This window comes from Tolypothrix sp. VBCCA 56010, from assembly GCF_050875635.1.
GTDB lineage: Bacteria > Cyanobacteriota > Cyanobacteriia > Cyanobacteriales > Nostocaceae > Hassallia.
The window spans coordinates 67,208-91,008 of sequence record NZ_JBPAOH010000013.1; the positions used below are offsets into that span (position 1 = coordinate 67,208).

Annotated in this window: 34 protein-coding genes and 1 pseudogene; 9 read left to right on the plus strand and 26 right to left on the minus strand. The window is 44.1% G+C overall.

The window, feature by feature from the left end; all coding sequences use genetic code 11:
• Positions 1–88: 88 nt before the first annotated feature.
• From rpsE to rplP, 10 genes are all read right to left on the minus strand, one after another.
• Entirely contained in the window at positions 89–616 is a 528-nt protein-coding gene (gene rpsE / locus AABK37_RS06895; RefSeq protein WP_432550850.1) for a 30S ribosomal protein S5, read from the minus strand.
• 127 nt (positions 617–743) lie between these two features.
• The gene (gene rplR, locus AABK37_RS06900) at positions 744–1,106 is read right to left on the minus strand and encodes a 50S ribosomal protein L18 (protein WP_432550851.1); all 363 of its coding nucleotides are present in this window, start codon (positions 1,104–1,106) and stop codon (positions 744–746) included.
• 2 nt (positions 1,107–1,108) lie between these two features.
• Positions 1,109–1,657, minus strand: a complete 549-nt coding sequence (rplF, locus tag AABK37_RS06905; RefSeq protein ID WP_432550852.1) for a 50S ribosomal protein L6 — start codon at positions 1,655–1,657, stop codon at positions 1,109–1,111.
• A gap of 123 nt (positions 1,658–1,780) precedes the next feature.
• The gene (gene rpsH / locus AABK37_RS06910; RefSeq protein ID WP_029635500.1) at positions 1,781–2,182 is read right to left on the minus strand and encodes a 30S ribosomal protein S8; all 402 of its coding nucleotides are present in this window, start codon (positions 2,180–2,182) and stop codon (positions 1,781–1,783) included.
• Positions 2,183–2,203: 21 nt separating this feature from the next.
• Positions 2,204–2,752 (minus strand): 50S ribosomal protein L5, encoded by a 549-nt coding sequence (rplE, locus tag AABK37_RS06915; RefSeq protein WP_029635502.1) that lies wholly within the window; start codon positions 2,750–2,752, stop codon positions 2,204–2,206.
• A 108-nt stretch (positions 2,753–2,860) separates the two neighbouring features.
• The gene (rplX, locus tag AABK37_RS06920; RefSeq protein ID WP_039754640.1) at positions 2,861–3,211 is read right to left on the minus strand and encodes a 50S ribosomal protein L24; all 351 of its coding nucleotides are present in this window, start codon (positions 3,209–3,211) and stop codon (positions 2,861–2,863) included.
• Positions 3,211–3,585 (minus strand): 50S ribosomal protein L14, encoded by a 375-nt coding sequence (gene rplN, locus AABK37_RS06925; protein ID WP_432550853.1) that lies wholly within the window; start codon positions 3,583–3,585, stop codon positions 3,211–3,213. The genes rplX and rplN overlap by 1 nt, the downstream gene beginning before the upstream one ends.
• A gap of 43 nt (positions 3,586–3,628) precedes the next feature.
• On the minus strand, positions 3,629–3,880 hold the full coding sequence (rpsQ, locus tag AABK37_RS06930) for a 30S ribosomal protein S17 (protein ID WP_029635505.1): 252 nt from the start codon (positions 3,878–3,880) through the stop codon (positions 3,629–3,631).
• A gap of 12 nt (positions 3,881–3,892) precedes the next feature.
• Positions 3,893–4,114 carry a 50S ribosomal protein L29 gene (gene rpmC, locus AABK37_RS06935; protein ID WP_039754643.1) on the minus strand — a complete coding sequence of 74 codons (222 nt, stop codon included), beginning with the start codon at positions 4,112–4,114 and terminating at the stop codon, positions 3,893–3,895.
• 3 nt (positions 4,115–4,117) lie between these two features.
• The gene (gene rplP / locus AABK37_RS06940) at positions 4,118–4,543 is read right to left on the minus strand and encodes a 50S ribosomal protein L16 (RefSeq protein WP_039754644.1); all 426 of its coding nucleotides are present in this window, start codon (positions 4,541–4,543) and stop codon (positions 4,118–4,120) included.
• 31 nt (positions 4,544–4,574) lie between these two features.
• Here rplP and AABK37_RS06945 point away from each other — a divergent pair, with 31 nt between their 5' ends.
• Complete coding sequence (locus tag AABK37_RS06945; RefSeq protein ID WP_432550854.1) at positions 4,575–4,748, plus strand: hypothetical protein; 174 nt, start codon at positions 4,575–4,577, stop codon at positions 4,746–4,748.
• On the opposite strand, the gene rpsC is transcribed toward AABK37_RS06945, so the two are convergent.
• The 3 genes from rpsC to rpsS all read right to left on the minus strand — a co-directional run bounded on the left by rpsC (position 4,734) and on the right by rpsS (position 6,326).
• Complete coding sequence (gene rpsC, locus AABK37_RS06950) at positions 4,734–5,501, minus strand: 30S ribosomal protein S3 (protein WP_432550855.1); 768 nt, start codon at positions 5,499–5,501, stop codon at positions 4,734–4,736. The two genes, AABK37_RS06945 and rpsC, sit on opposite strands and share 15 nt — an antisense overlap.
• A gap of 53 nt (positions 5,502–5,554) precedes the next feature.
• Complete coding sequence (gene rplV, locus AABK37_RS06955; RefSeq protein WP_039754647.1) at positions 5,555–5,911, minus strand: 50S ribosomal protein L22; 357 nt, start codon at positions 5,909–5,911, stop codon at positions 5,555–5,557.
• Between the two features lie 136 nt (positions 5,912–6,047).
• Entirely contained in the window at positions 6,048–6,326 is a 279-nt protein-coding gene (gene rpsS / locus AABK37_RS06960) for a 30S ribosomal protein S19 (protein WP_039754650.1), read from the minus strand.
• A gap of 60 nt (positions 6,327–6,386) precedes the next feature.
• Here rpsS and AABK37_RS06965 point away from each other — a divergent pair, with 60 nt between their 5' ends.
• Positions 6,387–6,593 carry a hypothetical protein gene (locus AABK37_RS06965; RefSeq protein ID WP_432550856.1) on the plus strand — a complete coding sequence of 69 codons (207 nt, stop codon included), beginning with the start codon at positions 6,387–6,389 and terminating at the stop codon, positions 6,591–6,593.
• Positions 6,594–6,604: 11 nt separating this feature from the next.
• Here the strand turns inward: AABK37_RS06965 and rplB are convergent, their stop codons facing one another.
• The 4 genes from rplB to rplC all read right to left on the minus strand — a co-directional run bounded on the left by rplB (position 6,605) and on the right by rplC (position 9,293).
• Entirely contained in the window at positions 6,605–7,468 is an 864-nt protein-coding gene (gene rplB / locus AABK37_RS06970; RefSeq protein WP_432550857.1) for a 50S ribosomal protein L2, read from the minus strand.
• Between the two features lie 112 nt (positions 7,469–7,580).
• Positions 7,581–7,895: a 50S ribosomal protein L23 gene (locus AABK37_RS06975; protein WP_432550858.1), complete on the minus strand. Its 315-nt coding sequence runs from the start codon at positions 7,893–7,895 to the stop codon at positions 7,581–7,583.
• Positions 7,888–8,523: a 50S ribosomal protein L4 gene (gene rplD / locus AABK37_RS06980; protein ID WP_432550859.1), complete on the minus strand. Its 636-nt coding sequence runs from the start codon at positions 8,521–8,523 to the stop codon at positions 7,888–7,890. Before rplD ends, AABK37_RS06975 begins: the two co-directional genes overlap by 8 nt.
• Before the next feature lie 134 nt (positions 8,524–8,657).
• Complete coding sequence (gene rplC, locus AABK37_RS06985) at positions 8,658–9,293, minus strand: 50S ribosomal protein L3 (protein ID WP_432550860.1); 636 nt, start codon at positions 9,291–9,293, stop codon at positions 8,658–8,660.
• Positions 9,294–10,383: 1,090 nt separating this feature from the next.
• Here rplC and AABK37_RS06990 point away from each other — a divergent pair.
• Positions 10,384–10,860, plus strand: coding sequence for an NAD(P)H-quinone oxidoreductase subunit N (locus AABK37_RS06990; RefSeq protein WP_432550861.1), 477 nt, complete (start codon positions 10,384–10,386; stop codon positions 10,858–10,860).
• A gap of 62 nt (positions 10,861–10,922) precedes the next feature.
• Here AABK37_RS06990 and AABK37_RS06995 read toward each other — a convergent pair whose 3' ends face one another.
• Entirely contained in the window at positions 10,923–11,453 is a 531-nt protein-coding gene (locus AABK37_RS06995) for a GNAT family N-acetyltransferase (protein ID WP_432550862.1), read from the minus strand.
• A 1-nt stretch (position 11,454) separates the two neighbouring features.
• On the minus strand, positions 11,455–12,282 hold the full coding sequence (locus AABK37_RS07000; protein WP_432550863.1) for an ABC transporter permease: 828 nt from the start codon (positions 12,280–12,282) through the stop codon (positions 11,455–11,457).
• Positions 12,283–12,485: 203 nt separating this feature from the next.
• On the opposite strand from AABK37_RS07000, the gene AABK37_RS07005 reads away from it, so the two are divergent.
• Genes AABK37_RS07005 through AABK37_RS07015 form a run of 3 tightly spaced genes read left to right on the plus strand, consistent with a single transcriptional unit; the run spans position 12,486 to position 13,080 of the window.
• The gene (locus AABK37_RS07005; RefSeq protein WP_432550864.1) at positions 12,486–12,701 is read left to right on the plus strand and encodes a hypothetical protein; all 216 of its coding nucleotides are present in this window, start codon (positions 12,486–12,488) and stop codon (positions 12,699–12,701) included.
• Positions 12,702–12,706: 5 nt separating this feature from the next.
• A complete protein-coding gene (locus tag AABK37_RS07010) occupies positions 12,707–12,880 on the plus strand; it encodes a DUF6888 family protein (RefSeq protein WP_432550865.1) in 174 nt (57 codons plus the stop codon).
• Positions 12,877–13,080: a DUF6887 family protein gene (locus AABK37_RS07015; protein ID WP_432550866.1), complete on the plus strand. Its 204-nt coding sequence runs from the start codon at positions 12,877–12,879 to the stop codon at positions 13,078–13,080. The genes AABK37_RS07010 and AABK37_RS07015 overlap by 4 nt, the downstream gene beginning before the upstream one ends.
• A gap of 104 nt (positions 13,081–13,184) precedes the next feature.
• On the opposite strand, the gene AABK37_RS07020 is transcribed toward AABK37_RS07015, so the two are convergent.
• The gene (locus tag AABK37_RS07020; protein WP_432550867.1) at positions 13,185–14,495 is read right to left on the minus strand and encodes a formylglycine-generating enzyme family protein; all 1,311 of its coding nucleotides are present in this window, start codon (positions 14,493–14,495) and stop codon (positions 13,185–13,187) included.
• Positions 14,496–14,657: 162 nt separating this feature from the next.
• On the opposite strand from AABK37_RS07020, the gene AABK37_RS07025 reads away from it, so the two are divergent.
• Positions 14,658–14,798, plus strand: a complete 141-nt coding sequence (locus AABK37_RS07025; protein ID WP_432550868.1) for a hypothetical protein — start codon at positions 14,658–14,660, stop codon at positions 14,796–14,798.
• A gap of 304 nt (positions 14,799–15,102) precedes the next feature.
• Positions 15,103–15,639, plus strand: coding sequence for a DUF3172 domain-containing protein (locus tag AABK37_RS07030; RefSeq protein ID WP_432550869.1), 537 nt, complete (start codon positions 15,103–15,105; stop codon positions 15,637–15,639).
• Positions 15,640–15,707: 68 nt separating this feature from the next.
• On the opposite strand, the gene AABK37_RS07035 is transcribed toward AABK37_RS07030, so the two are convergent.
• The 3 genes from AABK37_RS07035 to AABK37_RS07045 form a co-directional block, all read right to left on the minus strand.
• Complete coding sequence (locus AABK37_RS07035) at positions 15,708–16,712, minus strand: AMIN domain-containing protein (RefSeq protein ID WP_432550870.1); 1,005 nt, start codon at positions 16,710–16,712, stop codon at positions 15,708–15,710.
• Positions 16,713–16,817: 105 nt separating this feature from the next.
• Positions 16,818–16,979, minus strand: a complete 162-nt coding sequence (locus tag AABK37_RS07040) for a hypothetical protein (RefSeq protein ID WP_432550871.1) — start codon at positions 16,977–16,979, stop codon at positions 16,818–16,820.
• Positions 16,980–16,983: 4 nt separating this feature from the next.
• Entirely contained in the window at positions 16,984–19,173 is a 2,190-nt protein-coding gene (locus tag AABK37_RS07045; protein WP_432550877.1) for a cation:proton antiporter, read from the minus strand.
• 571 nt (positions 19,174–19,744) lie between these two features.
• Between AABK37_RS07045 and AABK37_RS07050 the strand changes: the two genes are divergently transcribed.
• The gene (locus tag AABK37_RS07050; protein WP_432550872.1) at positions 19,745–19,987 is read left to right on the plus strand and encodes an endonuclease domain-containing protein; all 243 of its coding nucleotides are present in this window, start codon (positions 19,745–19,747) and stop codon (positions 19,985–19,987) included.
• 59 nt (positions 19,988–20,046) lie between these two features.
• Here AABK37_RS07050 and AABK37_RS07055 read toward each other — a convergent pair whose 3' ends face one another.
• The 3 genes and pseudogenes from AABK37_RS07055 to AABK37_RS07065 all read right to left on the minus strand — a co-directional run.
• The gene (locus AABK37_RS07055; RefSeq protein WP_432550873.1) at positions 20,047–22,626 is read right to left on the minus strand and encodes a TonB-dependent siderophore receptor; all 2,580 of its coding nucleotides are present in this window, start codon (positions 22,624–22,626) and stop codon (positions 20,047–20,049) included.
• Positions 22,627–22,821: 195 nt separating this feature from the next.
• Positions 22,822–23,532 (minus strand): GDSL-type esterase/lipase family protein, encoded by a 711-nt coding sequence (locus AABK37_RS07060; protein ID WP_432550874.1) that lies wholly within the window; start codon positions 23,530–23,532, stop codon positions 22,822–22,824.
• Between the two features lie 34 nt (positions 23,533–23,566).
• Positions 23,567–23,801: pseudogene (locus tag AABK37_RS07065) on the minus strand (hypothetical protein); the annotation flags it as partial.

Sequence of the window (23,801 nt, forward strand, 5' to 3'; positions counted from 1 at the left end):
TTCCCTTTTCCCTTTCCCCCTCTTCAAAAACCCTTTTCTATGTTTAAAAATTCCCACTAACTACTCAACTAAGAACAAATAACGCATGTTAAATGTAGAGATTCTCAATGGCAACGCCTCTATCTTCGGCAACTTCAGCGAAGGTACGCAGAGTAGATAAGGCATTAACTGCGGCTCTAGCATTATTGAGTGGATTGTTGGAGCCAAGTTGTTTCGCTAAAATGTTGCGAACTCCGGCTAACTCCAATACGGTACGGACAGCACCACCGGCAATTACCCCGGTTCCTGGAGATGCTGGTCGCATTATTACTTTTGCGCCACCACCGGTGCCATCAATAGGATGGGGAATGGAGTTGGATTTGGTCATGGGGATTTCGATCAGATGCTTTTTGCCGTCGGCTACGCCTTTTTTAACGGCACCAATTACATCTGAAGCTTTACCTACTCCCACGCCAACTTGACCGCGTTCGTTACCAACGACAACGATCGCTCGGAAGCTGAGTTTTTTACCTCCCTTAACGACCTTACTGACGCGTCGGATCTGAATCACCCGTTCTTGCCAAGTTGTCTCTTCTTTCTTGGCGCGTTTTGTTTTGTTTTTACGCTCGGTTGCCATAATTAATGCGGTTGTTGGTTGTTGGTTGTTAGTTGTTGGTTGTTGGTTGTTAATTGTTAGTTGTTATTTCTTGGTTACTCTACTAACCACTATCCACTAACTAATAACCACTAACTAATTACTAATCTTAGAAATTTAAGCCGGTTTCGCGTGCTGCGTCAGCTAAGGCTTTGATGCGACCGTGATATAAATTACCACCGCGATCGAAAACTACTTGAGTGATGCCTTTTTCGAGCGATCGCGCTGCAATCAATTTGCCAACTTGGGCTGATGCTTCCCGGTTAGAGCCTGAAGCTAAATTAGATTTCAAATCTGGTTCTAGACTTGAGGCTGCCACAATTGTGTGATGCTTGGTATCATCAATTACCTGAGCGTAAATATGCTCGTTCGAGCGAAATATAGCTAACCGTGGACGTTCTTCAGAACCGCTAACTTTACCACGAATGCGTCGATGGCGACGCTGTTTAGATTCTTTGCGAGTAAGTTTCATTTTTACTTCTTACCACTCTTACCAGTCTTACCAGCTTTACGTCTAACCACTTCACCGGCGTAGCGAATACCTTTACCTTTATAAGGTTCTGGTCGGCGAACTTCGCGAATTTTCGCTGCGGTGTTACCTACTATTTCTTTGTCATACCCGCTAACGATGACGTTAGTGGTACCTTCAACTGCAAACTGAATTCCCTCTGGTGGGGCAATTTGGATTTGATGGCTATAACCCATATTTAGAATTAGGTTACGACCTTGAACTTGTGCCCTGTAACCTACCCCTTGAATTTCCAACCGACGTTGAAAACCTGTGGAAACTCCTTCTACCATGTTGGCAACTAAGGTACGGCATAAACCGTGTAGCTGCTTAGATGTGCGGGAATCATCGCGCCGATTTACTTGTAATGTTTCCCCTTCTTGAGAGACAATCACATTAGTCGGAAGGTCGCGAGAAAGTTCACCTTTGGGACCTTTGACCACAACCAAAGTGCCGTCAATTGTTATTTGTACTTTGGCGGGGACTGTAATTGGACGTTTACCAATTCGAGACATAAATTTTTATCCTTTGTTATTTGTTAGTTGTTGGTTGTTAGTTGGCGCGTTGTTATTTGTTAGTTTTTTTATGAACTACGCTCCCACTATCTACTAACCACTATCTACTAACCACTAACTTTCTTACCAAACATAGCAAAGTACTTCACCACCCAAGTTCTGACGTCGCGCTTCGCGATCGGTCATGATGCCACTGGATGTAGAAATAATGGCAATGCCAATACCGCCTAGTACCCGTGGTAATTCTTTTTTGTTGGAGTAAACTCGCAAGCCTGGTTTGCTTACCCGCTTTAAGGCAGTGATTAAAGGCTGGCGATTTTTACCTTTGTATTTCAGGGCAATCACCAAGTTACGCTTTACTCCATCTTCTGCTTCTTCGTATTCGGAAATAAAGCCTTCTTCACGAAGCACTTTAGCAATACTACGGGTCGTTTTTGTTGCTGGCACTAGTGTTGTTTGATGCCTCGCCATAGTAGCATTGCGGATGCGGGTCAGCATATCTGCAATTGTGTCGTTAGCCGCCATCGTTCCCTCGTATAACAGTTCCTATTGATCGCGAAAGGGCATTCCCATTTCTTTGAGTAACGCGCGTCCCTCTTCGTCATTTTTTGCGCTGGTGATGATGGAAATATCCATACCACGTACTTGATCGATGCTATCGTACTCGACTTCTGGAAAAATTAACTGTTCTCTTACGCCGAGAGTGTAATTTCCCCGACCATCAAAGCTTTTGGGACTAATACCGCGAAAGTCTCTAATTCTCGGCAAAGAAAGGCTGATCAGTCGGTCGATAAAGGCGTACATTCGTTCGCCTCTAAGTGTCACCATGATACCAACAGGCATTCCTTGACGAATTTTAAAGCCAGCGATCGCCTTTTTCGCCCGCGTGACTACCGGCTTTTGACCTGTAATCACCGCAATTTCGCTTAATGAGGCTTCTAATGCTTTCGCGTTGGAAGCAGCTTCCCCCAATCCCCGGTTCACGGTAATTTTTAACAACTTCGGTACCTGATGAATGTTGGTGTATTGAAACTGATTCATCAGTTTGGGGACGATTGTTTCTTGGTATAAATTTTTGAGTCTTGTTGTCGCCATATTTTTTTTCCTGTTTATCCCTGGTCTTGGTCAGGGAAGAAGTTATGAGTTTTGAGTTTTGAGTTATGAGTTAAAGTCAATTTCTAACTCTTAACTCCTCACTCCTAACTATTTATCAAGTATCTCGCCAGTTTTTTTGAGCATCCGTACTTTCTTCCCTTCTTGGGTTGTGGTGTAACAGATGCGACTAGCAACGTTTTGCTTGGTTGAATAAAGCATCACGTTAGAACTATGAATTGGGAATTCTTGGGTGACGATGCGTCCCGATTCACCTTCGCCTTGGGGTTTGACGTGCTTAGTTTTAATATTGACGCCTTTAACAACGACTTGGCTAACTTGGGGAAGTGCTTTGACTATTTCACCAACTTTGCCTTTGTCTTTGCCGGCAATTACTTGCACGGTGTCGCCAGTTTTGACGTGCATTTTATGAAAAACTTTAGGTTTCGGCTGTTTTGACATTACAGCACCTCCGGAGCCAAAGAAACGATTTTGGTAAAGTTTTTATCGCGCAATTCCCGTGCCACTGGTCCGAAAACCCGCGTACCTCTTGGATTACCATCTTTGTTGATGATAACTGCGGCGTTGTCGTCAAAGCGGATACTCATACCGCTATCACGGTTCATGGCTTTGCGGGTGCGGACAATAACCGCTTCCACGACATCAGATTTTTTTACTGCCATATTAGGAATGGCATCTTTAACAACGGCGATAATTTTATCGCCGACGCCGCCATAACGACGGTTTCCTCCGCCTCCGCCTAAAACGCGGATGCACATTAATTTGCGGGCGCCGCTATTATCTGCGACATTGAGGTAGGTCTGGGGTTGAATCACAATTTTTCTTCCTTGTGGCGTTGGCGCGTTTTCGCTCCAACTATTACGTTGTAGCTTTAGTGTTGAGAATTTCTGTGACTTGCCAGCGCTTGGTTTTACTCAAAGGTCGAGTTTCCTGAATGCGAACGCGATCGCCCACTTTACATTTGTTTTCTTCGTCGTGGACTTTATAGCGCTGGGTATTCACTACAATTTTGCCGTATTTGGGGTGAGGGGCGCGGTTTTCAATGGCGACTACCACCGTTTTTTGCATTTTGTCGCTCACTACCAAACCAACTCGTTCTTTGACTGCCATAATCTCCTACTTTTATTCTTTAACCAATTCAGTTGCTTTTTGTTTGCGCTCTGTCTCTACTGTCAGTAACTGGGCTAAACGGTGTCGAGCATGTTTGAATTGATGGGGTTTTTCTAATTGTCTGGTTGCTTTTTGCAAACGCAATTGAAATAGTTGCTTTTTCACAGCAAGAATTTCATCAGACAATTTTTCGTCACTTAATTCTCTTGCTTCTGAAATTTTAGGCAGAGGCATGACTTACTCCTGCGGCTCCGATTCGGAGCGTGAAATGAACTTAGTTTTAATTGGTAACTTAAAAGCTGCCAAGCGCATAGCTTCGCGAGCGATTTCTTCACTAACGCCAGCAATTTCAAATAAAATCCGTCCTGGCTTAACGACTGCTACCCAAAACTCAGGCGAACCTTTACCGGAACCCATCCGGGTTTCTGCGGGACGCATGGTTACAGGTTTATCTGGGAAAATGCGAATCCAGATTTTACCACCCCGGCGGATATAACGAGTCATTGCTCGACGGGAAGCTTCAATTTGGCGGGAGGTAATCCAAGCTGGTTCTTGTGCTTGGAGGGCAAAATCGCCAAAGTTCAGGCTGCTACCACGGGTAGCTACACCGCTCATCCGTCCGCGTTGTTGTTTGCGGAATTTAGTTCTTCTAGGACTTAACATGATTTGCTAATTGGGCAATGGGCAATGGGCAATGGGCAATGGGCAATGGGCAATGGGCAATGGGCGATGGAAATTGAGAATTAAGAATCAATTATTAATCTCTTTTTCATGCCCCATGACGGCAGGTGCTACAACGGAGGGAACCTCCGCAACGCACTGCCTCCCCCATGCCCCATGCCCCATTCCCGATTTACCCTTCATTTGAACGATCTTCAAATTGTTGGCGACGGCGTTGTTGTTGACGGCGACGAGGTTCGCGATCGCGATCGCGATCGCGTGTTGTTGGTTGTACTGGAGCTTCTTCCTGTCCGGGAATGATTTCTCCTTTAAACACCCACACTTTGATACCGAGAATGCCGTAAATGGTTTTTGCAGTGCAGTAAGAGTAGTCAATATCAGCCCGTAAGGTATGTAGAGGCACTCTACCTTCACGAGTCCACTCTGTCCGGGCAATTTCTGCACCGTTGAGCCGACCGCCAACTTGAACTTTAATGCCTTGCACACCAGCACGTTGAGCGCGTTGGATGGCTTGACGCACTACCCGACGGAAGGAAACGCGGCGTTCTAATTGTTGAGCGATGTATTCCGCAATTAAATAAGCATCGGCATCAACTCGTTGTACTTCAACTACGTTAATGCGAATTTGACGATTGCCGCCTAACAAGTCTTGCAGTCCGGTACGTAATGCTTCAATACCTTGTCCACCTCGACCTACAACTACACCCGGTCGAGCGGTGCGTACTTCTAAATCGATTTGGTCTGCTTTGCGCTCAATTCGCACTTCCGAGATGCCGGCGTTGTTTTGAGCGTATCTACCCAGCTTTTGTTCTATGTAGTTGCGGAGTTTGTAGTCTTCTTGAAGAAGTTCTGGATAACGGTCAGGAACGGCAAACCAACGTGATTGGTGTTCTTGAGTAATACCCAGCCGAAAGCCGACTGGATGAATCTTTTGTCCCACAAATAGTTCCTCTAAAATTTCTGACTGTACGCAATTTTTTTACCAAGAGAAGCTTATTCAGCCGCACCAGTCGCAACTGCTACTGTGATGTGACATGTCGGCTTGCGAATTTGGTAAGCTCGACCTTGCGCTCTTGGTTGGAACCGTTTCAGGACTGGACCTTGATCGGCGTATGCTTGAGTAATCACTAATTGAGCGCGATCTAACCCAGCGTTATGCTCGGCATTAGCGGCAGCGCTTCTAATCAGCTTTAATACTGGTTCGCAGGCACGATAGGGCATGAATTCCAAGATAATCAGCGCTTCTCGATAGGATCTGCCGCGAATTTGATCGAGTACGCGACGCACTTTAAAGGGAGACATGCGTACAAAACGGGCGATCGCTTTTACTTCTTTAGTATCAGTTGCCATAAGTTTCTCCTTTTTTGTTATTAGTTATTTGTTGGTTATTAGTAGTTATTTGTTGGTTGTTATTTGTAGGAGCGTTGTTTTCTGAACTACGCTCCCACTATCCTCTAACTACTAACTACTAACTAATAACTAATAACTATCTCCCTGCTTTTTTATCACTTTTTCCATGACCCCTGTATGTGCGTGTCGGGGCAAATTCACCCAATTTGTGTCCTACCATTTGGTCACTGACAAAAACTGGCACATGTTGGCGTCCGTTGTGAACCGCGATGGTATGTCCTACCATTTGAGGCAAAATTGTTGAAGCTCGCGACCAAGTTTTAATAACTTCTTTTCTGTTGATTGCGTCGAGCTTTTCAATTTTCTTGAGTAAATGATCCGCAACGAAGGGACCTTTTTTTAGAGAACGACCCATAATTTGTCAATTGTTAGTTGTTAGTTGCTAGTTGTTTCTTGTTGGTGGTTAGTTGGAGCGTTGTTTACTACGCTCCAACTAACCATTAACCCTTCTCCTGTCGGAGACGCTGCGCGAACGGGTTCGCCAGTTGCTTCAAGTCGGCAGAGCCGACGGCAGGTGCGTGTCTGCCGGGAAACCCTTTCGGCAGTCACTCATGGGGGAAACCCCCAAGACCGCGCTGCCTCACCAACGCACTGCCTCCCCAACGCACTGGCTCACCACTAACCATTTACTTTTTAAGACTCGCGTCCGCCGCGTCCGCGTTTAGAAGACTTACGACGACGACGTACAATTAATTTGCTGCTTGGTTTCTTGCGCTTGCGTGTCTTCATACCCAAGGCAGGTTTACCCCAAGGTGTCACAGGACCGGATCTACCAATGGGAGCGCGACCTTCACCACCGCCGTGTGGGTGGTCTACTGGGTTCATGACGCTACCTCTAACTTTAGGACGGCGACCTTTCCAGCGGTTTCTTCCTGCTTTACCTGCACTCAGGTTTCTCGCGTCGGTGTTACCAACTTGTCCGATGGTGGCGTAGCATTCGCGCCGAATCATTCTAACTTCGCCAGAAGGCAGTTTGATGGTAACGTAATTTCCTTCTTTTGCGACAACTTGGGCGGTAGCACCGGCGGAACGAACGATTTGACCGCCTTTTCCTGGAGTCAATTCTACGTTGTGAACGCTAGTACCCAAGGGAATATTTGATAAAGGTAAGGCGTTACCATCTTCAAAGGGCGCATCAGATCCAGCAATAACTGTTGTCCCGACTTTCAAGCCGTTGGGATGAAGAATGTAGCGTTTTTCGCCATCTTGGTAAAACAAAAGGGCGATCCGGGCGTTGCGGTTTGGATCGTATTCAATCGCTGCAACTTTCGCGGGTATATTCCGCTTATCTCGTTTAAAGTCGATAATCCGGTAAAGTTGTTTGTGTCCGCCACCCCGCCGACGACTAGTAATGCGCCCTTGGTTATTTCTACCTTTAGGACGATGCTTGTATGTCGTTAAGGACTTTTCCGGCTCGCTTTTGGTAATTTCCGCGAAGTCGGAGATAGTAACTTGGCGAGTACTGGGGGTATAAGGGCGATAAGAACGAGTACCCATAATCTTAGTTTTGAGTTAGGAGTTTTAAGTTAGGAGTTAGGAGTAGGAGTAGGAGTTAAGAGTTAAAAATTGAATTTAACTCATAACTCATAACTCATAACTCCTAACTTTTTTACACTTCTGGGAATAGAATTTGTCTAATCTTGTCTTCGTCCCCAGGTGCCACTGTGACAATCGCTTTCTTGTATTGGGGTTTGTAACCAATAAATTTACCAACACGCCGCTTTTTGCGAGGTGGTCTTGAGGTATTCACTTTGACAACCGTGACATTAAACAAGTTTTCAATTGCGGCTTTGATTTCTGGCTTGGTTGCTTTAGGAATTACTTCAAAAGTGTATTTATTCTGCTCCATTGCAATCGTCGCTTTTTCGGTGACAATTGGGCGACGCACTAAGTCGGGCAAATAACGGGGGTCAAAGTTAGGCACTGTAGACCTCCTGAATTTTTTCTAAGGCTGGTGCTGTAATGACAATTTTGTCAGCGCGCAGCAAGTCGTAAATGTTTAGTTGGTCAGCGGCAATTAACTTTAGTTTTTCGATGTTGCGAGCTGACAAATAAACGTTTTCGGTGCGTTCCGACAAAATTAAAAGTGTATTGCTTTCTGGTTGTGAACCCCAACGCGCGATCGCTTGTACCAATTCTTTGGTTTTCGGGCGTTGAAATTCGTTGCCAAATTCTTCTACTACAATCAAATCGTCAATCCGACTGGCAAACGCTGTTCGCAATGCCAAACGCCGTTCTTTACGGTTCATCTTCAGGTCATAATCTCTGGGCTTTGGTCCAAAGATTACACCACCACCACGCCACAGAGGTGAACGAATTGAACCGGCACGCGCTCTTCCTGTACCTTTTTGCCGCCACGGTTTGCGACCACCACCTCTAACTTCCGCACGGGTCTTTGTACTGGCAGTTCCCTGGCGAGCATTGGTCATCTGTCTCACTAAGGCTCTATGCACAATATGAGACGCCGTTTCTTCTTTGGCAACTCGCAAGTCGAAGCTTTTTTCTCCGACTTGTTCTCCTTGCCAATTTTTGACTACACACTCAAATGTCATTTTTTTGTCCTTTGCATGTTCGTTAGTTGTTAGTTGTTATTTGTTCTTTGTTAGTTGGAGCGTTGTTGGTTGTTATTTGCTAGTTCTATTAACCACTAATTACTAACCACTAACCACTAACCACTAACCACTAACTAATTACCAACTTTTTTGGCTGGAATAATACTTATCAATGCTCCGGGCTTACCAGGAATAGCTCCCTTGATTAGCAATAAGTTACGTTCTGGGTCTACTCGCACTACAGTCAGCTTGCGAATTGTGATGCGCTTCCCACCCAAACGTCCTGCCATCCGCTTACCTGGATAGACACGACCGGGTGTTGTACCCGCACCAATCGAACCGGGTGCCCTGTGGTTTTTGGAACCGTGTGACATTGGTCCGCGACCAAAGTTATTTCGTTTTTGGTTCCCCGCGAAACCGCGACCGATACTTTTACCGCTTATATCTACAATTTGACCTGCACTAAAAATATCTGCCGTAATCTGTTGACCTAAAGAATACTCACTAGCGTTCTCAATGTGATATTCCCGTAAGTGACGCAATGCTGGAGCCTCTGATTTTGCCAGATGTCCCAGCAAAGGCTTGTTTAAAGCCTTTGGTTTCACTTCACGATAGCCAACTTGAATGGCAGAGTAACCGTCGGTCTGTTTTGTTTTTACTTGTGTTACCGTGCATGGTCCCGCTTGGACGACGGTGACAGGAATGGATACTCCTGCTTCGTCAAATATTTGGGTCATGCCCAGTTTGGTGCCGAGAATGCCTACAGACACAGTTACTGGCTCTCCTTATCTACTTACTTTTAAAATCGGATTCACAAACACACACTAGTTTAAATGCCTTATTCGGGACATTTTGCCGCAAGCGGACGCTTCTGTGCAGCAGCAAGCGTATCGTTAATCGCGTTGCTGAATCCGTTTATTTTCACTCATTTATTCACCAGAACAGCCAAAAATGCCTTGCCAATTGGAAGTCATCAATGATTGAAATTAGCTTTGCGCTTGCTTTATAGCGCAAGTGCTTTGTGCAGCAATGCTTCGTCCAAGCGATTGCTCTGGCACTTTCTCTTCGGACACTGCTCTTGACTTTAGAAGTGAAAACGACAAGCGATGCCTTCGGCAACCTTGCGGAACGCACTTCATGTGTCCGTGTTGCAGTGGGACTTAAGCATACTATAAACGCTCAGTATCCCTTGACTGAAACTGATGCTATGTCATCAAACCAAGATGAATGCTCAGTTTTTACTTGACTAAAAACGTTAAGCGATCGCTTAATCTTTTGCCTAGTCTCAAAATAAGCGCATGAGTGAAAGCGCTTTTTTCTTAGGTTGTGCTTTGGTTTTTATTCCAATGCTCCTAAGTTGACTCAAGGCTTCTTTAGTTTATCAGCTTCTTACCCATCCGAGCGATTATATCACATTTGGAATTTAATTATCAGCCCTAAATGCTAAAACTAGCTAGGAATGGTAATTATCAGGTAAACTAATTTCCGATTTTGGTCACAATCTAATAATATAGATCATCTATTTACGTTTGTCTATAATTTTTTTTGCGAAAAGAGGGTGTAGGAGGCTTTAGCATCGGCGGCTGATGACTAGAAGTCGCGGTTCATCTTGCAGACAAACAGAGAGGCACGAAGGTAAGCACGCGATCGCGTTTGGGTTCTAGGCAAAGAGCTTTCCAAGCCTTGGGGAATCTGAAAACACTATTAAATGAATGACTAATATTAAAAAAACCTATATTATATGCAGCTTAGGTGATAACAGCAGGTGGAGCTAATCTAACTTATAAGTTTGTTATCTAACTAAATATATCGATTAACAGTGAATAATAGAGATATCTAAGTGGGATAAGACGAAAATCTATGGCACTAATAACCACTGGCAAACCTTTAATTCGCGACCTGGAAAAATTTGGCGCTCTTGGCGTGTACGTACCTCTGGAAGGGGGTTTTGAAGGTCGGTATCAACGCCGACTGCGTGCAGCTGGTTACGCCTGCCTGCATATTACCGCAAGAGGACTGGGCGATGTAGCTGCTTATTTGACAGGAGTTCATGGAATCAGACCTCCTCACCTGGGTAAAAAAACTACCCCTAATGGTGCGGCAGTAGGCTATGTATACTATGTGCCACCAGTTGTCAACTATCAGCTAGAACAGCTACCACCAAAGTCAAAGGGTCTAGTGTTGTGGATTATTGAAGGGCATGTTCTTTCCAATCAGGAACTTGAATATTTAGCGGCTTTGCCTAGTATAGAACCACGAGTGAAAGTGATTATCGAGAGAGGAGGCGATCGCTTCTTCCGTTGGACACCTCTGGAGAAAACACTTTTAGCTAGCTAAAAACTCCTGTAAGGGCGGGGGAACCCCGCCCCTATCAACTTTGCGCTACTAACTACTAACCACTAACTCCGCGCCTCTTTGAGCATTTCTATGGTGCTGATGCGAAAACCGCAGGATGTAAATAATCGTCGCGCTGCTTCGTTGACTGCTGCGGTATCAAGCCGAATTTGCTGAACTTCCATTTCTTTGAAGCGATCGACACACAACATCACCATTTGTCGCGCTACTTTGTTTTGGCGATATTCTGGTTCAACCCAGATATCGTGAATAAAAGCATATTCCTGTAAACGGTAAATTGGAATTTCTCGCTCAACTGTCGCTACTAGAAACCCCCCCAATTTACCTTCATCTTCCGCTACTAAAAAGACGCTGCGATCGCTGCTAGTCGCCAACCGCGTCAACCATTTTTCATAACGCTGTTCTGGATGAGGCAAAAATCCATACTTGGCGGTGTCCCAATTTTCATGCAAGGCGCAAATTTTAGCAACCATTGGTAAAACTTTGGGTACATCGTCTGATGTGGCAGTGCGAATTAGCATTTCATCGAGACTGAAATATGGTTTGAAGCAATTACCCATTATAAGTTTTGCCACGTTAATCTTGTTGGTGGGCAAAAATGTAAGCACCCCAGAGAGAAAGAGCGATCGCCATCACTAACAAAATCGGTATGCTATACCAAGGAAACTGCGACAATGGCAAATAAGCAGCTGCACGCAGTCCTAAAGTGGCATAAGTAAGCGGTAACAAATAAACTACGACTTTCAAAGCTGCGGGTAATGTATTTGGGTCAAAGAAAGTTCCTCCCAAAAAGGACATGGGGATGATGAGAAAGTTGTTGTAGAGTCCGACAGCTTCAAGCGATCGCACAGTTAACCCGACAACTACCCCCAATCCCGAAAAAACTGCACAACTCAGCACTAGCAATAACAAAAACAACGGGTGCAGAAAACGCCAGTTACCAGTAAACAGTAGCGCTACCAAAATTACACCCAGCGAAGTCAACAATCCGCGCATGACTCCCGCCAGCATTTTACCGATATGCAAAGCTAAAGGATGCACCGGAACAAGCAACAATTCCTCAAAGCTTTTGGTAAACAGTCTCTCTCCGCAAATCGAAAACGTTGTCCCCACAAAACTGACTGTCATCGACGACAGCGCCACCATCCCTGGCAAAATGAATTCTAAGTAGTTCTTATAATCACCACTAATTCCTACCCCTGGTTTAATTGAACCTCCCAAACCAAAGCCAAAAGCCAGAATATATACCAATGGAGAGATTAAGCCTGATGTAGCAAGTTGTGCAATTCTCACACGCAAATCCAGCCATTCACCCCAAAAAATAGTCAGACTATCAGCGAGAAGGATTTGAATTTGTGAGATTTTGAAGCTTTTGCTTAAGAGTCGCAGTCTTGGAGATGTCACTTTTTTAAGTTATGTATCAAATTTTATTAATTAATATTTTATATTTTTTGATACTTTAACTATCCAAAGTATTAAAAGTGAGATCGAGAAGGGGGACTGTTGAAAAAGATTTTATCTAAAACTACTTGTGTTTGCTTGTAATTGATTGTAGTCTAGGGTAAATGAGATAATAAGGATAAACGGTTACGCAAATTTTTATAGAAATGAAGGAACGCAAGCGACAGACTAAAACCATTAGTATTGACCCCATAGTATGGGATGCAATCAATAAAGAAGCTAAAAAGCAAGGTATTTCGGCTAGTCGATGGTTAGAAAATTTTACTTTTGACAATCTTCAAAAATTTGGCTTAATAGCACAAAGTACCGAACGTTTGGGGGAAATTAGGGGCGGTGATAGAAGCAATAAGGAGGATAATTAAAACCAGTGCCTACCACAGAACAGTTAAAAACCTTTTTTCGTATATGTGTACAAGCAAGTAATCTATTAAGAAATATTGAGATGACAAGATACGACACACGTTCACAGAGAATCTTTGTTTTAGTAGGTAATGAAATACAAGTAGAAATTTTGAGTAACGGAGAGGAAATAATTCAATGAGTAACACTAACTATCAACAATTAACAGAAATTGAACTAAGAAATTATGTTAAACAACATCCTGAAGATGAAGACGCTTTTCAACACTACCTTAGTATTATCCGAGCAAAACCGGGTAGGGTTGTTGTTAGCACACCAGAGCAATCGCTAGCAGAATTTCAAAAAAGGATACAACCCAATGAGCAGAAAAATCAAGCGTGATGAACGTCAAATCTTTACTGGGAATGATTTTGTAATGACTTCTACTATATTAATTAGGGTAAAAGAAAGAAGAGTAGAGGGCAAAAGGAGTAAAGTATAAAGGGCTACTGAATAATTCTCCCAACCGCGCAGACAACACGAAAACCATTATTGTCGTAGAAGGTGTCGTGCTTCGCCCCACCGTTGTCGTAGCGAGACGCGGAACGGCAGTTTATAGGAACGTTGGTCCAGGAACCGCCCCGCAGCATACGATACTGATTATCATTATCTATCCAGGCACTTCCATCTTTAGGCGCTCCTTTATAGCTGTCATGCCAAGTATCTTGACACCACTCCCAAACGTTCCCATGCATGTCATACAATCCAAAGGCATTGGGTAGAAAACTGCCTACTTTTGTTGTTTCTTGACGATCTTCTCCTTTTGGCTCAGAAGCGTAAATGCTAGTTCCTTCGTAGTTAGCTAACTCAGTTGTAATCGTCTCGCCGAAGTGAAAGGGTGTCGTTGTTCCTGCACGACAAGCATATTCCCATTCTGCTTCCGAAGGTAAGCGGTAAGTGCGTCCTGTCTTTTGACTCAGCTCTTTGCAAAATTCTACTGCATCATTCCAGGAAACTGACTCAACAGGGCGGCGTTTCTCTCCCTTGAAATTGGATGGATTTGTACCCATCACTCGTTGATACTGTTCCTGGGTGACTTCAAACCTGCCCATAAAAAAAGCAGGCACATTTACATCATGCTGCGGACTTTCTTCTGAGTATCGACTTATCTCCCCTGATGGTGAACCCATCTTAAAAGAACCACCAGGAATAGAGACCATTTCTAGAGTTACACCATTACCCAAGTCCTCCTTAAAAAACTTGGCTTGCTTGTTAGAATCTCGTTTAATTACCTGTCCCTCTTCATCTACCATTACCGTTTCAAACTCAACCGTCCACAAGGGTAATCCGAATGCTTTCTCGGTTGCTGAGAGTATGTATTTAGGTTTTGCTACACAGATAGGTGTCGGTGTCGGTGTTGGTGTCGGTGTTGGTGTTGATGTTGGTGTTGATGTTGGTGATTGACCCTTAAAAATTTCACGACCTACCACTGCTGTCACCAAACCTGCACCTCCTAAGCCAACCCACTTCAAAAATTTTTGTCGGGTTATTTTTTGAGTTGGTTGAGTGGGTTGAGCAGGGCTTAACTGCTGAATTGGAGATTTAATCAATTCTTGGCTTGCTACAACTATGTTTTCAATTGCACTGATGTCCGTTTGTTTAAGTCCTAGAGTCTGTTGAAGTTGCCTTAACCTCTGCCGAACATCATTACTATCAAGGGAATTTCCTGCCTTAATTGTTTTAATTAATTCTTGCCCATACTGCTGTAATTTTTGACTATATTCTGCTTCTTCTTGTCGTTGTTTTTCTGCTGACATAAATTTAATTATTTAAATTATTCCTGATTTAACTGGCTTTTACTAAAACTTACAGCACCGCAGTTCTCGCTTCCAGTTCGGCAACTTTTGGTTCAATGGTAAATTTTCTTTGAGGTTTGGTCATGGCAGGCAACTATTTTTTAGTTTTAGACTAGAAATTGCGTGACAGTGCATTACTATTATTCAGTAGTAGTACGTAAACTGGCAACACAGAAGAACAAATCAGTCAACACCAACCCAGAAATGGCTAAAAATTGGGCGATCGCGATCGGCAACCCGAAACGAAAACGCGATCGGCACTAACCAGTACAACAATCTTCAGCACCTAAACTAAGCCTGCACTAGATACTCTTGTTATGCGCGACTGGTTTGAAAAGGATTAGGACTTAGGCAAAAACTCTCTTAAACTCTTATTCCTTGGCGTACTTGGCGTACTTGGCGGTTCGTTTTTTTGGTCTATTTGCGTAAGTCCTAAGGATGTGCGGTTTGACAATTAACAATTGATTATTGACTGTTGACCAATTTTAGTAAAGACTCGTCATACTTAAAGAGGGAGAACCGTTGAACTACTCCCGGCTATTTAAGGCGTGAAATTGATTAAGCAACAATGAGACGTAAATCTACTGGTAGAACATTTACCGATTCTAAACCCTCTGCTTTTTCTCCTGCGTTTAATTTCACCACTATGGCGATTTTGGCGGGGGTGTTTATTTTGGGAATTGGGATTGGTATTGCTTTTAGCTCTACAACCACGTTGACTCCAGCAAACGTGGCTTCCCGCGAATTTATTGACACCAAAGCACCGAACCCAGAAATTTGCGTGCAGTATGGAGCTAGCGCTATGGTGATGGACGCTAGACTTTTCGTGACTCTCAATCCGTTTAATGTCTACGTTGCTCAACCGAGTATGCGTCCTGGATGCGTTATCCGCCAAAATAACTGGGCAATTTTAGAGCAACGAAAGCTCGTATCATCGCAACAGGTGAACGAATGCAAAAATCGCCTGAACACTTTTGGTTTTACGGGTAATTTGGATAGTGAAAAACCTGATATCAGGTGTATTTACCAAAACGAAGCTGCTCAAAACTTCTTTATCAGTCAACCGGGAGCAGTCTCACAACCACAAGAAACTGACAGATTCTAGAAACAAAAAGAAGGAAGAAGGAAGAATTTTGGGATTCTTCACTCTTCACTTTACTCAACAGAAGCCGCTTACCTATCGGAGTTGGGAAAGGGTTGACCAAACTCAAATACCCCAGAATTAGGAACATTGACTGGATAGTTAGGGTTGGGGACGGTTTGAACAGGAAAACCGGGGGCACCGACACTAAGAGGAGCGTTATTAAAATTACCAGACTGATTTGGGAAACTCGCTGGGGGAAAAACAGAACCAGGTTGTTGAGTAGGGTTGTTAGAATTCAGCGGCGGTACTGTTACTAAAGGTATTTGTGAGTTGTTATAGTTACTGGGTGGTAAGTTGCTAGATGGTGGATAGTTATAGTTACTCGGTGGTAAGTTGCTAGGTGGTGGATAGTTATAGTTGCTCGGTGGTAAGTTACTCGGTGGTAAGTTGCTAGGTGGTGGATAGTTATAGTTGCTCGGTGGTAAGTTGCTAGGTGGTGGATAGTTATAGTTGCTCGGTGGTAAGTTACTCGGTGGTAAGTTGCTAGGCGGTGGATAGTTATAGTTGCTCGGTGGTAAGTTACTTGGTGGTAAGTTGCTAGGCGGTGGATAGTTATAGTTGCTCGGTGGTAAGTTGCTAGGCGGTGGATAGTTTCCTTGTTGAGAAGATGTGCCGTCAGCAATTAAAGGACGTAAAACCCAGCGAGTGGTATTTTGCGCGGAAATCGGTTGCAGTTGCACCTGATTTGGATCTAAAGAAGTTCCTGGTGCTAAATCTAAGACAATGCGAGTTACGTTTGCATTTAATTGGGAAACGCGAATTCTTTGAATTGCTCCGGAATAATTTTCTTGGGTGGAAACATAGCCTAATTTGGTATCAGGCAAATCTACAACCATGCGCGGGGGTTGAGCAAGATAAAAGTAGCGCGGTGTTGTACCTGCTGAGAGATTAATTTCTAGTTGAAAAGCTTCTGGGTAAAAGCGCCAATCTTCTAGCCTTGCTGTTTCTGCTGCAATACTGCTATTAGTTTTGAGAGTAATTGCTGCGTACAAGCCAAACAAACTCACATAAAGAAAAAATTGCCTAATCCTCAACACCATTACCATTATTTGTGTCCTTTGGCTTTTGTTTGCGGTGTGACTGTAAATTTAATTATTTTAGGAATATCTTCCACGATTATTTGACCTGCAAGATTATTTTTATCCTACATCTGAAGGGGAGAGGGGGAGAGGGGGAGATGGGGAGAGGGGGGGATGGAAAGAAGGGGGGAAAGAATTGTCCCCTTGTCTCCCCATCCCCCTTGTCCTCCTTGTCTCCTTGTCTCCTTGTCCCCCCATCCCCCCATCCCCCCATCCCCCCATCCTCCTATCCTCTGAGTGCTGATTCGGGAGTGTTAGCACCAGCAAGGACTGAGGCTAAGTGAGAGGTGACTTGACTGTAACGACGGGTAATCAAAAGTGAGGAACGACACTGAATCGCTAGTTCGTCTGTATAACGTCCGAGGGTTTGACGTTCAATACCCCAAGCACGGCTGGTACCTGCAATAGTCAGGTCTACCCCTTCTGAGGCTTTGACTACAGCTTGGATTGGCTCGGAGGCTTCAATGGTTTGAATGTCAATGCGATCGCGTACACTTTGAGGTAATTGCTGCATCATTTTGTGCAACTCGTAGCTCATTTCATTTTTGACGCGATTTTCTGAGACTACCTGTAAAATCTTTAACAGGCAAGTATCACGATTTACTAACAGTCTCAACGCAAGTATCAGTGCTAAATCATCGTGGATATTTGCAGAATAGGGCACCAACAAATTTTCTAAGCGCTCTTTGCCTTTGTCTATAAACACTGCTACATCAACCGGCGCTGTAGTCAGAATTTGACCAACTCGCCCGCCTAAGCGATTATTACTAAAAGCTGGGCGATGCCATCCGACTAAAATTAAATCAGCTGGTTCGAGTTCGGCTATCTCTGCTGTTTCTTGTGCAACGTTACTGGATATGCGAATTATCGGATGTACGTAATAGCGTGTAGACGGTGGCTCTAAGGTATCAATTAATTCTTCTAGCTGCTGCCGACGTTCTTCGATTAATCGATTTGCTTCAACTGGGGTACTTTCAAAGGCATAATCTTCTGAAAGTTCTATCAAACTGAGAGGATGAACAGCTGTTGGTTGTTGGTAGTTGAGAGCGATCGCTACTGCTAACTGTACCAAACCTTTTTGTGTACTCGGATTCGCTACTGGTACTAAAATCCGGTAGATTTGACCGTAAGAATCTTGAGTTGCAATATCTCTACTCGCTTCTGGTTCAACTTCTTTTTCAACCACATCTAGTTTGATTAGCGGTTTCGGATATGTCCACTCTAACAAAGGCGAGGTCATAAATGTGGTTACTAACGCCATTATCACCAGCATTGTGAAAAGTAAAGGCGTAATTACTCCCAACGACAAACCAATATTTAATACTATCAGTTCGGTTAAACCGCGAGTATTCATCAACCAACCGAGTGCTGAGGCTTCGCGTTTTTCAATTCCTGAGAAGCGAGCTGCTACATAAGTGCCTGTGTATTTTCCGGCGATCGCCACGAATAACACCAATCCACATAATAACCACAATTCCGGACGGTTAACTAAGCCGATTTGCGTCCGCAGACCACTGAAAGCGAAAAATACTGGTAGCAGAAATATCAACACAAAATCTTCAGTTTTTCCCGCTATTTCCCGCACCAAACCAGCATTCTTGGGCATTATCGTCCCCAGCAAAAATGCTCCAAAAATCAAGTGAATACCAATTAGTTGGGTAATCAAAGCGGAAGCAACCACTCCCATGTAAATTAAAGCCAGAAGTAATTGGTTAAGGCGTTCCGTGCGACGGTAGTAAATAGCAAGACGTTGCAAAAAACTTCGTCCTACCGTCATCATAAACCCGATGTAAAGCAAGCTGGCGATAATTCTATGCCAAGCTCCACCAATACTACCTTCTCTAGCGACAGCGATTCCTAGTGCTAACAAACACCAAACTGCCAAATCATTCACAGCGGCAGAAGTTAGTGCCAAAGTTCCCAAGTACGTTGCCTGTAAGTTTTTCTCAGTAATTATCCTGGCAAGCACTGGAAATGCTGTAATTGATGTTGCCGATGCCAAAAACAGTGCAAAAGCGGTAAATGAAACATTGCCATCATAAAGCAACGGATACAGTAACAAAGCTAATAAAGTTGCTAAGGCAAATGGTACTAAAACTGACATTGTAGCAGTCAAAATTGCTACATTTATTTTTCCTTTGAGATACTTTGGATCTAACTCCAAACCAATCAGAAACATGAAAAATATCAGTCCCACCTGAGATAAAATATTTAGAAAGGGAACAGTTTCTGGTGGGAACAGGGTAGCGGCTAAATTAGGAGCAACCCAACCAAATAATGATGGTCCAAGCATAATGCCGGCAACAATCTCACCAATTACCAGGGGTTGCTTAATCCTTATGAATGCCAATCCTATTAAGCGTGACATTCCAATTACAATTAGCACCTCAATCAAAACGAGAATAACTGTGTCAATATGCATAGTTTCCTCTACATCCACTAGCCGATGTCCCTTTGATGATTCTTCAAGTCAGCTGAATATGTCAATGTATTTGAAGAGAACTAAGGTTTATTTGCCGTAGATTTTGGTGTTAATTATTATTACAATTTTATTGCCTCAAGCAAAAATCAAATTTTATACCGATTTTTAAGAAAGGGGAAAGGGGAGGCAGTGCGTTGCGCGGGTTCCACTCGCCAGCCGCGTGCGGAGGTCACGAACGTTGAGCGGACTGGCGTCGCGTTGTAGCATCTGCCGTGAAAGGGATAGGAAAAAAGCTCTATCACGCTTGGGTGCAAAAAAGAATGAGTGCAATCTTGTCTAATATTTTGATGATATTTAAAGCTGAGAAATTTTAGAGTTATTAATAATTATTATCGATAAATTGCGCTCAGATATGGTAAAGATAAATCCCGTTCCATAAAAATTTTTAATAATAATTCTCAATTATTTGATATTAGTCAGGGTGCTAATTCACCGTTAAGTAAGGGAGGTCAAGACTTGATCCTCCCTAACCCTCCTTAAAAAGGAGGGAACTAATTCTTTACTGTTGCGACAAAGACCGATTGACCATTTCATCGTTGACTTCTACTGTGCAGCGCCCAAATTGGTAATTGAGATTGATGGGGAGAGTCATTTCACACAAGAGGGGCAAATGTATGATTTGGAAAGAACGAGAGTTTTAGAAGGGTATGGGTTGAGGATTGTAAGGTTTATGAATAGGGAGGTGATGAATGATTTTGAGGAAGTGTGTGGGCAGATTGAGGAGTTGATCCCCCCAACCCCCCTTTAAAAGGGGGGCTTTCAAGAGCCTTTTCTTATTCCCCCCTAGAAAAGGTGAGTTAGGGGTGGTCAAAACTGGAATGAAACCGTGCCCAAAACTGTAAACGGTGCGCCGGGATATACGCTAGTCCGGCTCAAAGCACTTTCAAAGTAATACACATCAGATAAGTTCTTGAAATTCAGTCCCACTCGCAAGTTGTTACGACGGTAATAAATAGCTGCATCGGCTCGGACATAGCTAGGCAATGCGAACGTATTCGGTAAGTCTCCTTGTCGCTCGCCTACAAAAAACAATCCGGCTCCAAATCCCAGCCCTTTCAAGCTTCCCGTCTGAATTTCATAGGTTGTCCATAAACTGGCACTATTACGGGGAACATTACTCGGCTCGTCGCCTTTAAAAGCAGGTCTAGGATCTTCGGTGAATTCCGAATCAATGTAGGAATAGCTAGCAATGATGTTCCAACCGGGTAAGATTTGTCCGGCAAGATCAAACTCAATGCCCCGACTTTGCTGTTCACCGACTTGAAGGTTCAATCTTGGATTCACTGGATCGGTCACAACAATGTTTTGTTTAGTAAGTTGGTAAGCCGCCAGTGTTGCTGCCAGTCTGCCATCTAAAAATTCTGTTTTCACCCCGACTTCAAATTGTTCGCCTGTCGTTGGTTTAAATGGTGTACCGTCTGCATTGCCGAGAACAGGACGAGAGGGTTGGAACGATCGCGTCCAACTGGCGTATAACGAGACGGGCTGAATCGGTTGGTAAACAATGCCAACACGAGGGCTGAAGGCACTATCTTCTTGTTCAGTCGGTAGACGCGATGGGATTTGATCGTTAGTGGAACCTTCTGCATAATCAAAGCGACCACCTAGCAGGATTTTCAGGTTGTCACCAATCGAGATTAAGTCTTGGGCATAGACACCAATGAAATTCTGAATTTCATTGCGATATGCCGTTGGTATGCGTTCAAAGGGAGGGCGGCTATAGTTTGGATTGAAGATATTGATCGCCGGTATAGCGATGCTAAATCTGTCTCCTATGAGATCGTTTCGAGCTAAGTCCACGCCAAACAGCAAATCCTGCTTGATAGTACCCGTTTGAATCCTGCCTAAAACATCCGTCTGCAAGACGTAGTTTTCTGAATCGAATTTGTCAAAGCCAGCACTACGATTTAGGGTTCGATTGTCTGCTTGCAGGCTTCCTGCAAACACAAAACCCTCCTCATAATTTTGAAGTTCAGCTCTGAACCCATTGCGGATTGACCAATTGTCACTGAATTTGTGTTGCAAACGATAGCCGAGCGCCACTCGATCAAGGTCTAGATCCAATTCTGGGTCATCAAGATACCGGGAGCGAGGAATTTCTCCAAAGGGACTCTTAATTACTGAACCAACTGCTGGAATACCAGCAAGATACTCAACTTTGGAGACATGGAAGTATTCACCTTCCAGGGTCAAAGTGGTATTTTTACCAAGTTCAAAGCTGATAATGGGCGCAACAAATATCTGGTCAGACTCAACAAAATCTACATAGCTACCAGAGCTTTCATAAGCAGCATTCAACCGATAGCGAATTGTTCCGTCTGCATTTAACAGACCAGAAATATCCAGTGTCGGACGGTAGAAATCAAAGCTGCCGATGGTTGCATCAACGGCGTAATAAGGGGTTGAAAGGGGTTGTTTAGTTGTGATATTGAGAATGCCCCCCGGTTCACCCTGACCGTAAAGAACGGATGCGGGTCCCTTGAGAATCTCAAGTTGCTCAACATTCGCGGTATCCGAAGCGCGGTTGCCAAAATACCTTCTAAAACCATTGACAAACGTGCTGCTAGTAACAGCCAGGTAGCGAAATACTGTAGTCCCAAACAGTTCTATAAATCCGCGTCGGAGAGTGCGATCGCTCACCCCCACCAAAGTAGCCAATTCTACCGATGACGGCGGATTCTCCAGACGGGAAAGCAAAATTTCCTTGGCGTGATGAATACAAGCGATCGTTGGAGTTTTTAATCGCCGCGATGGTTGTAGTCCACCCCAATCTGTGAGAATCGGGGCTAACTGCAACGCCATCAGTTCTAACACCTTCGCTTGTAAATACATCCGCTTCGTCATCCCTCGATAGGGACAGCTAACAATTTGCTGTGCTACAAACTGAATTGCGGAATTCGTTTGCGGGTAAAGCAATGTCTGCCAATCGTTCCCCTTTGCCAGCAAGCGCAACTGGGGGGGAATTTCTCCGGACTCTGTGGGGAAAAAAGTTGCCAGCAGATCCGCCGGCATGTGGATGTTAACACTCACAATCCGGGATTTGGGTGTTTCAATTGTCATCTTCCGTTGAACACCGCTGCCAGAAATCAGCGTGTATCCTTCCCCAACCTGCCCCCCGTATTCATCCACATGTTTGCCTGAAAGCAGAACACCAAATTGCAGGGGGTGATCCCAATCCGGGATTTTGATCAGCACGTCATCGTCATATTCATAGTCCGAAATCGTCACCCAGAGATTCGGATGCACCTCTATGTTTCGTATATAGCCTTTACCAAGTTGCTTGGGTAGCGAGCAGAGAAATTCAAAGTTTGTTAAATTTTGCTGGCTGTTGTTTTTGGCTTCTGCCCACAGTTCGCGATTCTCTTTTGGCGTCAGAGTAATGGTCATGAATGATAGTGATAAATTTTATCAATAAATATAGTATGATGGTGGAGCGAAATAATGATTAGATGCAATAAAAACGTAGAGACGTTCCGGACTGAACGTCTCTTTAATATTTCAAATTTATCGGCGTGTATTGTCAAATCATCCCGCACGCTCTAGCAACGCCATTTTTTCTCATACGTGACTCAGCAAATGATGTTAGCTGGCAATTGTTTGGGAATTATACGTAGCGATCGCTTCCCAATTCATCACATCTTCTAACAAAGCTTGATAACCTAGTGTATTCGGGTGAAGTCCATCTTGACTTACACGTTTGCGTCGCCAATTTTCACTGCGTCCCATCCAACGCTGAAAAATATCAAGATAGGGAATCCGTCTTTTACTGCAAGCGATGCGAGTAGCTTCTTTGTAGCGATACTGATCCGCGTGATTGTAATATAAACAATCTAAAAATGGCATCTTGGCTTCATCGACTGGCACCATCCCAACAAATAACACCGGACACAGTTGCTGTGCTTGTTCAAGTAAAGAAGCGATTTCTGATTCAAACACGGCAAAATCTGTATAATTGCGTCCATTAGGACGTGCCAACCGCGCTGAATCATTCACTCCGACTGAGAGAATAATCAAATCGGGGACGCGGTTTCGCAATTCTCCCCGATGGCGGAATTCAATTTCTAGCCTTTGTGCTACTTGTTGAGTGCGATCGCCTCGCACTCCCAAATTATAAACAATATGACCCGCACTATCCGGCGACATCCACGACCGCCGCAATCGCTCAACCCAGCCTCCCCCTTCTGGATCGCCAAATCCGTAAACTAAGCTATCTCCTAGTGCGACAATCTTCTTTGGCTGGCATTGAGTTGGTCTAGACAGTTGCATTGAGGAAGAAGCTACAAGTGTGTGCATTTAAAAAAAATGTATTTTATATCTTTTAAAGATTCTATACATTTCTACACCATTTATGGGTAACTAATTTTTCTCTACTTAGGGCATGTGGGCATGGGGAGAGGGGGGGACAAGGGGAGGGAGGGAGGGGGAGAGGGGGGGAGGGGGAGAGTATTAAATTTTGAATTCTCCTTGTCTCCTTGTCTCCTTGTCTCCTTGTCTCCTTGTCTCCTTGTCTCCTTGTCTCCTTGTCTCCTTGTCTCCTTGTCTCCTTGTCTCCTTGTCTCCTT

Excerpts from the sequence above, each read along its gene's own strand:
- rpsE (WP_432550850.1), bottom strand. The coding sequence starts at position 616 with ATGGCAACCGAGCGTAAAAACAAAACAAAACGCGCCAAGAAAGAAGAG.
- rplR (WP_432550851.1), bottom strand. The coding sequence starts at position 1,106 with ATGAAACTTACTCGCAAAGAATCTAAACAGCGTCGCCATCGACGCATT.
- rplF (WP_432550852.1), bottom strand. The coding sequence starts at position 1,657 with ATGTCTCGAATTGGTAAACGTCCAATTACAGTCCCCGCCAAAGTACAA.
- rpsH (WP_029635500.1), bottom strand. The coding sequence starts at position 2,182 with ATGGCGGCTAACGACACAATTGCAGATATGCTGACCCGCATCCGCAAT.
- rplE (WP_029635502.1), bottom strand. The coding sequence starts at position 2,752 with ATGGCGACAACAAGACTCAAAAATTTATACCAAGAAACAATCGTCCCC.
- rplX (WP_039754640.1), bottom strand. The coding sequence starts at position 3,211 with ATGTCAAAACAGCCGAAACCTAAAGTTTTTCATAAAATGCACGTCAAA.
- rpsQ (WP_029635505.1), bottom strand. The coding sequence starts at position 3,880 with ATGGCAGTCAAAGAACGAGTTGGTTTGGTAGTGAGCGACAAAATGCAA.
- rpmC (WP_039754643.1), bottom strand. The coding sequence starts at position 4,114 with ATGCCTCTGCCTAAAATTTCAGAAGCAAGAGAATTAAGTGACGAAAAA.
- rplP (WP_039754644.1), bottom strand. The coding sequence starts at position 4,543 with ATGTTAAGTCCTAGAAGAACTAAATTCCGCAAACAACAACGCGGACGG.
- AABK37_RS06945 (WP_432550854.1), top strand. The coding sequence starts at position 4,575 with ATGGGCAATGGGCAATGGGCAATGGGCAATGGGCGATGGAAATTGAGA.
- rplV (WP_039754647.1), bottom strand. The coding sequence starts at position 5,911 with ATGGCAACTGATACTAAAGAAGTAAAAGCGATCGCCCGTTTTGTACGC.
- rpsS (WP_039754650.1), bottom strand. The coding sequence starts at position 6,326 with ATGGGTCGTTCTCTAAAAAAAGGTCCCTTCGTTGCGGATCATTTACTC.
- rplB (WP_432550857.1), bottom strand. The coding sequence starts at position 7,468 with ATGGGTACTCGTTCTTATCGCCCTTATACCCCCAGTACTCGCCAAGTT.
- rplD (WP_432550859.1), bottom strand. The coding sequence starts at position 8,523 with ATGACATTTGAGTGTGTAGTCAAAAATTGGCAAGGAGAACAAGTCGGA.
- AABK37_RS06990 (WP_432550861.1), top strand. The coding sequence starts at position 10,384 with ATGGCACTAATAACCACTGGCAAACCTTTAATTCGCGACCTGGAAAAA.
- AABK37_RS07005 (WP_432550864.1), top strand. The coding sequence starts at position 12,486 with ATGAAGGAACGCAAGCGACAGACTAAAACCATTAGTATTGACCCCATA.
- AABK37_RS07015 (WP_432550866.1), top strand. The coding sequence starts at position 12,877 with ATGAGTAACACTAACTATCAACAATTAACAGAAATTGAACTAAGAAAT.
- AABK37_RS07020 (WP_432550867.1), bottom strand. The coding sequence starts at position 14,495 with ATGTCAGCAGAAAAACAACGACAAGAAGAAGCAGAATATAGTCAAAAA.
- AABK37_RS07030 (WP_432550869.1), top strand. The coding sequence starts at position 15,103 with ATGAGACGTAAATCTACTGGTAGAACATTTACCGATTCTAAACCCTCT.
- AABK37_RS07040 (WP_432550871.1), bottom strand. The coding sequence starts at position 16,979 with ATGGGGGGATGGGGGGATGGGGGGATGGGGGGACAAGGAGACAAGGAG.
- AABK37_RS07055 (WP_432550873.1), bottom strand. The coding sequence starts at position 22,626 with ATGACCATTACTCTGACGCCAAAAGAGAATCGCGAACTGTGGGCAGAA.
- AABK37_RS07060 (WP_432550874.1), bottom strand. The coding sequence starts at position 23,532 with ATGCACACACTTGTAGCTTCTTCCTCAATGCAACTGTCTAGACCAACT.